Source organism: Pseudomonas sp. 1912-s, from assembly GCF_029269205.1.
Taxonomy (GTDB): Bacteria; Pseudomonadota; Gammaproteobacteria; order Pseudomonadales; family Pseudomonadaceae; genus Aquipseudomonas.
The window spans coordinates 202,727-212,302 of the sequence record NZ_JARIXR010000008.1; the positions used below are offsets into that span (position 1 = coordinate 202,727).

The following is a 9,576-nucleotide window of genomic DNA, read 5'->3' on the forward strand; positions in this document are numbered from 1 at the left end:
GTCTGCACCGGCATCACAACTATCAGAGTAATGGCGCTACAACAGGCTCCTGCCGCGGCCAGGCATCCAGCACCGCCTTGAACAGCGTCGCCAGGGGAATCGCAAAGAATACCCCCCAGAAGCCCCATAACCCGCCAAACAACAACACCGCACAGATGATCGCCACCGGATGCAGGTTCACCGCCTCGGAGAACAGCAATGGCACCAGCACGTTGCCATCCAGCACCTGGATAATGCCGTAGACCGCCATGAGGTAGATGAACTGATCACTCCAGCCCCACTGGAACAGCGCGATCAGCATCACCGGCACCGTCACCACCACCGCGCCAACATAGGGCACGACCACTGAAACGCCGACCAGCAAAGCCAGCAGGGCTGCATAGTTCAGCCCCAGTGCGACAAAGCCGATGTAGGTGACCCCACCGCAGATGAAGATCTCGATGACCTTGCCACGGATGTAGTTGGCAATCTGCCGGTTCATTTCCTCGGCGACCCGGGTAATCAGCGCCCGTTCACGCGGCAGGTAGCCACGCACCCAACGACCGATCATCTCGCGGTCCTTGAGGAAGAAAAACACAAGGATCGGCACCAACACCAGGTAGATCATGATGTTGACCAACAGCGGCAAGCTCGAAAGGGAAAAGGTCAGCGCCCACTGTCCGAACTTTCCGATTTCGCCGCGCGCCACTTCAATCGCCTGCAATACCTGCTCGTCCGACACCAGGTGCGGATAGCGCTCGGGCAACAGCAAGAGCAGCGACTGCCACTTGGCGAGCATGCCCGGCAGCTCGTTGAACAAGGTGATCAACTGATGCCACAGCAACGGCACCACGATCACGATAAACACCAGCAACAGGCCCATGAACAAGGCAAACACCAGGCCCACCGCTGCCCCGCCCGGCAAGCGCAGACGCTCCAGAATGGAGACCAGGCCTTGCATCAGGTACGCCAGCACCATCCCCGCCAGTACCGGCGCCAACATGCCGCCCAAGGTGAGCACGGCCGTAAAGGCGAGAAACAGCAGGACGGCCAGCACCACGGCTTCTTCGTCGGAGAAGTAGCGCTGAATCCAGTCACGTAACACTTTGAACATCAATAAACCTCAGGCGATAAGGACAGCACGTTCAAGCGATTCAGGCCTTGCGCAACCAGTAACGATAGACGCCCGCTTCGTCTTCTTCATGCAACAGGGTGTGGCCGGCCAGCTTGGCAAATGTACGGAAATCCCGCTGGGAACCCGCGTCTGTGGCGATCACCTTGAGCACGGCGCCGCTGGCCAGCCGATTGAGTTCCAGCTTGGCCTTGAGCAAGGGCAGCGGACAGTTAAGGCCACTGGCATCCAGTTCGGCATCGAAGGCTACAGCGTCGGTCATGGTTTTGCTCCGGGTGGGCGTCGGGGGCGCTTAGAATATCTGGTCCGAAGCTCAGTGTCCGGCTACAGTAAGCTCTTTGTCGAAAGGCTTTGTGCATGACTTTTTTGCGCCCTACCCTGCTGACGCTGGCTTGCCTGCTTGCCTCTCCAGGCTTCGCCGACGACCTGCCGTCACTTGGCGACGCCAGTTCTGCCATTGTCTCGCCAAAACAGGAATACGATTTGGGTCGGGCATGGCTCGCCTACCTGCGTGGCCAGGTCTCGCAACTCAACGACCCGCAACTCAAGGATTACGTCGAAACCAGCGTTTACAAACTGGTGGAGACCAGCCAGGTCAATGACCGGCGCCTGGAATTCATTCTGATCAACAGCCCGCAACTGAATGCCTTTGCCGCACCAGGCGGCATCGTCGGGGTCAACGGCGGCCTGTTTCTCAATGCCCAGACCGAAGGCGAATATGCCTCTGTACTGGCTCACGAACTGGCTCACTTGTCCCAACGCCACTTCGCCCGGGGCGTGGAAGCGCAGCAACGCATGCAAATCCCGATGATGGCTGCGCTGCTCGGCGGCATCATTGCCGCTGCCGCGGGTGCAGGCGATGCGGGCATTGCCGCGATTGCCGGCAGCCAGGCCGCCGCAATCCAGGAACAACGTCGCTTTTCCCGGCAAAACGAGCAAGAGGCTGACCGTATCGGCATCCTCAACCTGGAGAAGGCCGGCTACGACCCGCGCTCCATGCCGACCATGTTTGAGCGCTTGATGCGCCAATACCGCTTTGACGCCAAGCCGCCAGAATTCCTGCTGACTCACCCGGTCACCGAATCGCGGATCGCAGACACCCGCAACCGCGCGGAGCAAGCCAAGCCGGGCGGTATTGAGGACAGCCTGCGCTACCAACTGATCCGCGCTCGTGTGCAGTTGTATTACGAAGACACTCCGGGCCTGGCAGCCAAACGCTTCCAGGCTCAGCTGGATGAAAACCCGAAAAACGATGTGGCGCGTTATGGCCTCGCCATCGCCCAGATCAAAGGTGCGCAATTCAACCTGGCCCGGGAAAACCTGAAGCCGCTGCTGGCCAAGGCGCCCAACGACATCACCTACAACCTGGCGCAGATCGAGTTGGACATGAGCAACAATCGCCTGCCGGATGCCCAGCAGCGTACGGACCGGATGTTGACGCAATATCCAGGCAACTACCCGCTGAATCAGGTTCGGGTGGATCTGCTGCTCAAGCAAAGCCGCACCGCTGACGCGGAAAAAGCCCTCGAAGGCCTGCTTAAATCACGCACCGACGATCCGGACGTCTGGTATCAGGTCGCGGAAACCCGGGGTTTGTCGGGCAATATCATCGGCCTGCATCAGGCCCGCGCCGAGTACTTCGCGCTGGTAGGGGACTTCAAGCAGGCCATTCAACAACTGGACTTCGCCAAGCGTCGCGCCGGCAGCAACTTCCCGCTTTCGTCACGTATCGATGCACGCCAACGTGAACTGATCGATCAGGAACGCATGATCAAAGACATGATGGGCTAAACCTTACAGCCACAAAAAAGCCCCGCTCTCGTGCATCAAGAGCGGGGCTTTTTATTGGACTAGCGGATTACTCGGCCAGTTTGAAGGTAATGAAGCTGGCGCGACCCTGACGCAGGACACGCATCGACACCGAGCGGTTCTTCGGCAGCGCCTTGGCGATGTCGGTGAACTCTTTGGTGGAGTTGATAGCCTGGTTGTTCAGGTGAGTAATGACATCACCCGGCTGCAGGCCGATCAGGGAGGCAGGACCGTCCTGGACTTCCTTGATCACTACGCCACTCTTGAGGTCGAAGCTTTTCTTCTGCTCATCGGTCAACTCGACCACGGCGATGCCCAGGCGGTTGCTGCTGCGCTCTGCACCCGGCTTGCTGTTACCCAGCGCATCAAGCGCCGCGCCTTCTTCCGGGATCGCACCTACGGTCAGCTCAACGTTCTGGCGCTTGCCGTCGCGAATCACTTCCAGCTTGGCCTTGCTGTCGGCCTTGAGCGCGCCCACCAGGTGCGGCAAGTCTGCAGACATGACGATCGGCTGGCCGTTCATGCTCAGAATCACGTCACCGACTTGCAAGCCGCCTTTGGCAGCCGGGCCATCGTCCTGAATCTGCGCGACCAGGGCACCGGCCGGCTTGTCGAGACCGAAGGATTCAGCCAGGTCCTTGTTCACTTCCTGGATCACCACACCCAGCCAGCCGCGGCTGACTTTGCCACCGGTTTTCAGCTGGTTGGAAACGTCCATGGCCACGTCGATTGGGATCGCAAAGGACACGCCCATGAAACCACCGGAACGGGTGTAGATCTGCGAGTTGATGCCGACCACTTCGCCCGCCAGGTTGAACAGTGGGCCACCGGAGTTACCCGGGTTGATCGGCACGTCGGTCTGGATGAACGGTACGTAGTTTTCGTTTGGCAGGCTGCGACCGATGGCGCTGACGATGCCTTGGGTCACGGTATGGTCAAAACCAAACGGCGAACCGATCGCAACTACCCATTGCCCGGCTTTCAGGTCCTGGGATTTGCCCAGCTTGAGCACCGGCAGGTCCTTGCCTTCGATTTTCAGCAGGGCCACGTCGGAACGTGGGTCGGTGCCCACCAGCTTGGCTTTCAGCTCGCTGCGGTCAGCCAGGCGCACGAGAATCTCGTCAGCGTCGGCAATCACGTGGTTGTTGGTCAGGATGTAGCCGTCAGGCGAGATGATGAAACCCGAACCCAGGGACTGGGCCTCGCGCTGGCCACCACCACCGCCGCGCGGCGTACGCGGCTGGGGCATGCCACGCTCGAAGAACTCCCGCAGCATCGGCGGCAGGCCTTCCAGGTCGGGCATCTGCTGGTTGGAAACTTTGCGATCCGGCAGCTTCTGCGTAGTACTGATGTTCACCACGGCAGGCGACGCCTGCTCCACCAATTGGGTGAAGTCAGGCAGCTCGGCCGCTTGCGCGGTAACGGCCTGACCCAGCACCAGCACCGTGGCGACTATGGATAGGTAAGACTTCAAACGTGGTATCGACATACAGCTCCCGTTACGACGAGCAGGGTTGAGCGACAGGGTTCAATAAACGCCGAAAAAACTGCGACCGACATTTTTGTTCCGCGAACAAAACAAGGCCAGGGCCGGCAGGCACTGACCTATAAAAAACATAGGGGATTTTAGCAAGTGAAAAAAATGATCCAGACATTTCATGCTCTCGACAGAGGCAGGCATCGACTTTCTCCTGCGCAACATTGAAATATCAGGATGAACATAGGATTAACAACTCACGGCTTGGCGGGCGTGGTGCCGCTGCGTACAGACAGCGCAATCCGTTCGGCGGTGCCAATCGGGATTTCACCGACGACAGTCACCATCACCTCGCCTTCCAGGGTATTGAGACGCCGTGATACAGCGACGGTCGGGCCCAGCTGGGTTCGAGTCTCGGTCACGGTCGCACCGTTGAGCGGCTCCAAAAACACGGAGAAACGTGCCAGGCCATCGTCATACATCAAACTGCTGACGATTACCTTGGTATGGGAATCTTTATGGGCGCTGCTGTTGACCAACTGGAAGCCTGGCGGCAGCCAATCGAGGCGCCAATCCTGAGGAACTTCGACCTCCGGGGCCTTGGCGCTGGTTACAGCCACAGGCGTACATTCGCCACTGGACTGCAGGTCACGATCATCAGGCACCGACGCATTGAGCTGGGTGAACTGGAATCGCTCCAGCAACTGGCCCTGGTCGTTAAGCAATAACGACTTCAGTGGCAGCGCGGTTTCGCGGTCCAGGTGCAGCTCAAAGCCATAACGGTATTGATCCCGGGGAGTCACAGAGACAATCACCGCATTTCGACCCGCCACGCGCGATTTGCCGATAACGGCAAGCTCGTAGAAAGCTTTGAGTTTTTGCGGATCAAGGGTGCGTGAAGGAGAATCGGGGGAGCCCCCAAGCCCGGCAACCAGTGTGCCACTCACGCATTGGGTACGGCCATCGACGCGCAGGACTTCCTGGGCAGAACCATCGAGCTGCAAAAGCCGCTCACGGACCTGACCGTTCTGGACGCGATGCCAGATGTCGTGGGTAGAAAAACTACCGTTACGCTCGTAGATGAAGGTGCCCTGAAAGCTTTGTTGCTGCTCCGCCCGCCCAAGACGCGTAAGCCAGTCTTGGGCTTCGTCGGCATGGGCGGGGACTGCAAACCAGCCACTGAGCAACAACGCAAGGAGCGGTATGGCGCGCATAAAGCTCCTTGGCGGTCTAGCGGTTTTCCAGGCTTGCAGCGCGAGCGTATGGCAGAGCGCTTTCAGTGCCCTTCAAGGCCGATTCCTGTGCGTGTTGGCGCAGGTAGCCTGGAAGACGCTGGTCCTGCCAGCCGGATTGCCCTTGAAGTACACCGTTGGCCATAGGCCCGGTGGCATCGGAGCTTTCCTTGTAGCCGGCCAGTACGGCTGGACCCTTGACCTGCGGACCGGCCATGACCGGTTGCTGGGTTTGTTGGGCCAGTTCGGCACCGGCGATTTCGTCCTGGTTGTACAGGCGAACACCTGCCAACACAGCAACGGTCACCGAAGCAGCGACTGCCAAACGACCCAGGCTACGCCAAGGACCGCGAGCAGCTTTTGCCGGAACGGCTTCATCAGCCAGCGCAGCAGAAACGGCCGCAGCAATATCCAGACGAGGGATTAGAAGATCCTTGTGCATCACCGCCCGAGCGACTTGGTAACGAGACCAGGTATCACGGGTTTCGGCGTCATCAAATGCGTTTAGCACTCGACGAAGTTCCAGTTCATCCGCTTCGTTATCCATCACTGCGGACAGCGATTCCTGCAGGGCATCACGACTCATGGCGGTTCCTCTCTTGGCTGTCGCCGCTGTCTCAGTTTTCCTGCAACAACGGCTGCAGGGCTTTATCGATGGCTTCCCGAGCCCGGAAAATCCGGGAACGTACGGTACCCACCGGACATTGCATGACGGCCGCAATGTCCTCGTAACTCAGACCATCGAATTCACGTAAAGTTAACGCCGTACGTAAATCTTCTGGTAGTTGCTGAATTGTTCGATGGACGGTTCCCTCGATCTCGTCGCGCAGCAATGCACGCTCCGGCGACTCGAGATCCTTGAGGCCGTGATCACCATCATAAAATTCAGCATCTTCCGAACTAACATCACTATCCGGTGGGCGGCGACCGCGAGAAACCAGATAGTTCTTCGCCGTGTTGATGGCGATGCGGTAAAGCCACGTGTAAAACGCACTATCACCGCGAAAATTACCGAGTGCACGGTAAGCCTTGATAAAGGCTTCCTGTGCAACGTCCTGCGCTTCATGGGTGTCGTGCACAAACCGCACGATCAACCCGAGAATTTTGTGCTGGTATTTCAGCACTAGCAGATCAAATGCCCGCTTGTCGCCGCGTTGAACGCGCTCGACCAGCTGCTGATCCTCTTCCTGGGTTAGCATGAACACTCCTCGTTGTACTTGAAGGAGGCTTGCATAACTAATCGATCAGGCTTGCAAACATAGACTCGGACTTTTCGCAAAAGTTCTCCCCCTCCAAGCAAGTTTCCGGTGCGCACTGATTTGGCACACACGAAAAACGCAGCGCGGGCGATGCCGGCTGCGCGAATAATCTGTCGCCAGTTTCCTGACGCGCCTGACAGAGACGCCGATCAGTAAATCCAGCGTGTTCCCAGCTTTCGGGCATCCTGCTATTGAGTCGGGGCTTATGCAAAAAGTTCCCATCCCAATAGCTGTCGTCCTCATGAAAGCCGTGCAGTTCGTTGACCGTAGTCTCACAATGCCACGAATGCCCGGCTATTGTGCCGCTCCCCCCCTCTATATACTAGTGGGCCGTGTGACCCTTTGATTCGCCGATCCAGGCGTCCTGTTTGCGCCCCCTTCGGATCGCTTTTTGCGGAATCCTTCAAATGAGCCAACAGTTTCAACACGATGTCCTGGTGATTGGCAGCGGCGCCGCAGGCTTGAGCCTTGCGCTGACTCTGCCGAGCAATCTGCGCATAGCCGTACTGAGCAAGGGCGACCTGGCCAATGGCTCGACATTCTGGGCCCAGGGCGGTGTCGCCGCGGTACTGGATGACACCGACACCGTACAATCCCACGTCGAAGACACCCTGAATGCGGGCGGCGGCCTGTGCAACGAAGAGGCAGTGCGCTTCACTGTAGAGCACAGCCGCGAAGCCATCCAATGGTTGATCGACCAGGGCGTGCCGTTCACCCGCGATGAACATTCCGGTACCGACGACGGCGGCTTCGAGTTCCACCTGACCCGCGAAGGCGGCCATAGCCATCGGCGCATCATCCATGCCGCCGACGCCACCGGCGCCGCGATTTTCAAGACCTTGCTCGACCAGGCCCGGCAGCGCCCGAACATTGAACTGCTGGAACAACGGGTCGCCGTCGACCTGATCACCGAAAAACGCCTGGGCCTGTCGGGCGAACGCTGCCTCGGCGCCTACGTACTCAACCGCGCCAGTGGTGAAGTCGACACCTACGGCGCGCGCTTCACGATTCTCGCCTCGGGCGGCGCGGCGAAGGTCTACCTCTATACCAGCAACCCCGACGGCGCCTGCGGTGATGGTATCGCCATGGCCTGGCGTTCGGGCTGCCGGGTGGCGAACCTGGAGTTCAATCAGTTCCACCCCACGTGCCTTTATCACCCGCAAGCCAAGAGTTTCCTGATCACCGAGGCCCTGCGCGGCGAAGGTGCACACCTGAAGCTGCCAAACGGCGAACGCTTCATGCAGCGCTTCGACCCGAGGGCCGAACTGGCCCCGCGAGACATCGTCGCCCGGGCCATCGACCATGAAATGAAGCGCCTGGGCATCGACTGCGTCTACCTGGACATCAGCCACAAGCCCGAAGCCTTCATCAAGACCCACTTCCCGACGGTCTACGAGCGCTGCCTGGCGTTCAACATCGACATCACCAAAGGCCCGATCCCGGTCGTACCGGCGGCGCACTACACCTGCGGCGGCGTGATGGTCGACCAGCACGGCCGCACCGATGTGCCAGGCCTGTACGCCATCGGCGAAACCAGCTTCACCGGCCTGCACGGTGCCAACCGCATGGCCAGCAACTCGCTGCTGGAATGCTTCGTGTACGCCCGCTCCGCCGCCGCCGACATCCTGGAACAATTGCCGCGCATCCCGGTGCCGGCCGCCCTGCCCCGCTGGGACGCCAGCCAGGTGACCGACTCGGACGAAGACGTGATCATCGCCCACAACTGGGACGAGCTGCGGCGCTTCATGTGGGACTACGTGGGAATCGTGCGCACCAACAAGCGCCTGGCACGGGCGCAGCACCGGGTTCGACTGCTGCTGGATGAGATCGACGAGTTCTACAGTAACTATAAAGTCAGCCGCGACCTGATCGAGTTGCGTAACCTGGCCCAGGTGGCGGAACTGATGATTCGCTCGGCCATGGAGCGCAAAGAGAGCCGGGGCCTGCATTACACCCTCGACTACCCGCAAATGCTGCCCGAGGCGCGCGACACTATCCTGGTGCCAACCACCTACGGCGGCTGAACTTCAAGCGCACCCGCAGGCGCCGATGCACATCGGTGGCCTGCGAATCCCGCGGCACACAGATCGAACGCACGCGCCAGTCACCCTGCACCCGAAAGCGCAGCACCACGATCAACGGCAACGCCAGGCTGTCGGGGCGCAATTGCACGCTGTGCCAGCCACGCGCGGCGCTCCACAACTGCCAGCCGTCCTCATCGCGGCGCAGGCCACGGATCGACGAACGGTGAGTCAGCAGGATATGACGCGGCAGCACCCAACCGGCATGGGCCAGGCACAACAAGGCGCCGAACACGGCGAACCACGGGGGCACATCGAGAAACCACAAAGCACCCAGCGCGAACGCCTGGGCGAAAAGATAAGCCGCCAGCAACTGCCCGGAGGCGTGCCAGCGGCATTCGAACGTATTACTTGGGCTGGACACGATCCAGAATCATCCGAACCATGCGTTGCAGCTCCGGGTCTTCCGATTCGGCACGTTCCATGAACCAGCCGAACATGTCCTGATCTTCGCATTCCAGCAGCTTGCGGTAGCAGTCGCGGTCGACGTCGTTGAGGTGCGGATAGACCTCCCTGACGAACGGTACCAGCAACACATCCAGCTCAAGCATGCCGCGGCGGCTGTGCCAGTAGAGGCGATTGAGTTCTACATCTTCGACCATGGAGC

The 9,576-nt window shown here is 59.7% G+C and carries 10 protein-coding genes; 2 read left to right on the forward strand and 8 right to left on the reverse strand.

Annotated features, from left to right (window positions below; all coding sequences use genetic code 11):
• Positions 1-22 precede the first annotated feature (22 nt).
• Both P3C29_RS13110 and P3C29_RS13115 read right to left on the reverse strand, forming a co-directional pair.
• Positions 23-1,093, reverse strand: coding sequence for an AI-2E family transporter (locus tag P3C29_RS13110; RefSeq protein WP_003211986.1), 1,071 nt, complete (start codon positions 1,091-1,093; stop codon positions 23-25).
• A gap of 40 nt (positions 1,094-1,133) precedes the next feature.
• Complete coding sequence (locus P3C29_RS13115; protein WP_003211989.1) at positions 1,134-1,373, reverse strand: sulfurtransferase TusA family protein; 240 nt, start codon at positions 1,371-1,373, stop codon at positions 1,134-1,136.
• 95 nt (positions 1,374-1,468) lie between these two features.
• Here P3C29_RS13115 and P3C29_RS13120 point away from each other — a divergent pair, with 95 nt between their 5' ends.
• Positions 1,469-2,902, forward strand: a complete 1,434-nt coding sequence (locus tag P3C29_RS13120) for a M48 family metalloprotease (protein ID WP_010176586.1) — start codon at positions 1,469-1,471, stop codon at positions 2,900-2,902.
• A gap of 67 nt (positions 2,903-2,969) precedes the next feature.
• Here P3C29_RS13120 and P3C29_RS13125 read toward each other — a convergent pair whose 3' ends face one another.
• From P3C29_RS13125 to rpoE, 4 genes are all read right to left on the reverse strand, one after another.
• Positions 2,970-4,409 carry a DegQ family serine endoprotease gene (locus tag P3C29_RS13125; RefSeq protein ID WP_275964674.1) on the reverse strand — a complete coding sequence of 480 codons (1,440 nt, stop codon included), beginning with the start codon at positions 4,407-4,409 and terminating at the stop codon, positions 2,970-2,972.
• A 245-nt stretch (positions 4,410-4,654) separates the two neighbouring features.
• Positions 4,655-5,611, reverse strand: a complete 957-nt coding sequence (locus P3C29_RS13130; RefSeq protein WP_275964675.1) for a MucB/RseB C-terminal domain-containing protein — start codon at positions 5,609-5,611, stop codon at positions 4,655-4,657.
• Between the two features lie 16 nt (positions 5,612-5,627).
• Positions 5,628-6,215, reverse strand: a complete 588-nt coding sequence (locus P3C29_RS13135) for an RseA family anti-sigma factor (protein WP_034096393.1) — start codon at positions 6,213-6,215, stop codon at positions 5,628-5,630.
• A gap of 31 nt (positions 6,216-6,246) precedes the next feature.
• Entirely contained in the window at positions 6,247-6,828 is a 582-nt protein-coding gene (rpoE, locus tag P3C29_RS13140) for an RNA polymerase sigma factor RpoE (RefSeq protein WP_007944079.1), read from the reverse strand.
• A gap of 467 nt (positions 6,829-7,295) precedes the next feature.
• On the opposite strand from rpoE, the gene nadB reads away from it, so the two are divergent.
• Positions 7,296-8,912, forward strand: a complete 1,617-nt coding sequence (nadB, locus tag P3C29_RS13145; protein ID WP_010176588.1) for an L-aspartate oxidase — start codon at positions 7,296-7,298, stop codon at positions 8,910-8,912.
• Here nadB and P3C29_RS13150 read toward each other — a convergent pair.
• Positions 8,881-9,333 carry a protein YgfX gene (locus P3C29_RS13150; protein ID WP_275964676.1) on the reverse strand — a complete coding sequence of 151 codons (453 nt, stop codon included), beginning with the start codon at positions 9,331-9,333 and terminating at the stop codon, positions 8,881-8,883. The two genes, nadB and P3C29_RS13150, sit on opposite strands and share 32 nt — an antisense overlap.
• Entirely contained in the window at positions 9,317-9,571 is a 255-nt protein-coding gene (locus tag P3C29_RS13155) for a succinate dehydrogenase assembly factor 2 (protein WP_003212000.1), read from the reverse strand. Before P3C29_RS13155 ends, P3C29_RS13150 begins: the two co-directional genes overlap by 17 nt.
• Positions 9,572-9,576: the final 5 nt, after the last annotated feature.

Bases quoted from the DNA above. Each gene is read 5' to 3' on its own strand.
- P3C29_RS13110 (WP_003211986.1), bottom strand. From the start codon at position 1,093: ATGTTCAAAGTGTTACGTGACTGGATTCAGCGCTACTTCTCCGACGAA.
- P3C29_RS13115 (WP_003211989.1), bottom strand. From the start codon at position 1,373: ATGACCGACGCTGTAGCCTTCGATGCCGAACTGGATGCCAGTGGCCTT.
- P3C29_RS13120 (WP_010176586.1), top strand. From the start codon at position 1,469: ATGACTTTTTTGCGCCCTACCCTGCTGACGCTGGCTTGCCTGCTTGCC.
- P3C29_RS13125 (WP_275964674.1), bottom strand. From the start codon at position 4,409: ATGTCGATACCACGTTTGAAGTCTTACCTATCCATAGTCGCCACGGTG.
- P3C29_RS13130 (WP_275964675.1), bottom strand. From the start codon at position 5,611: ATGCGCGCCATACCGCTCCTTGCGTTGTTGCTCAGTGGCTGGTTTGCA.
- P3C29_RS13135 (WP_034096393.1), bottom strand. From the start codon at position 6,215: ATGAGTCGTGATGCCCTGCAGGAATCGCTGTCCGCAGTGATGGATAAC.
- rpoE (WP_007944079.1), bottom strand. From the start codon at position 6,828: ATGCTAACCCAGGAAGAGGATCAGCAGCTGGTCGAGCGCGTTCAACGC.
- nadB (WP_010176588.1), top strand. From the start codon at position 7,296: ATGAGCCAACAGTTTCAACACGATGTCCTGGTGATTGGCAGCGGCGCC.
- P3C29_RS13155 (WP_003212000.1), bottom strand. From the start codon at position 9,571: ATGGTCGAAGATGTAGAACTCAATCGCCTCTACTGGCACAGCCGCCGC.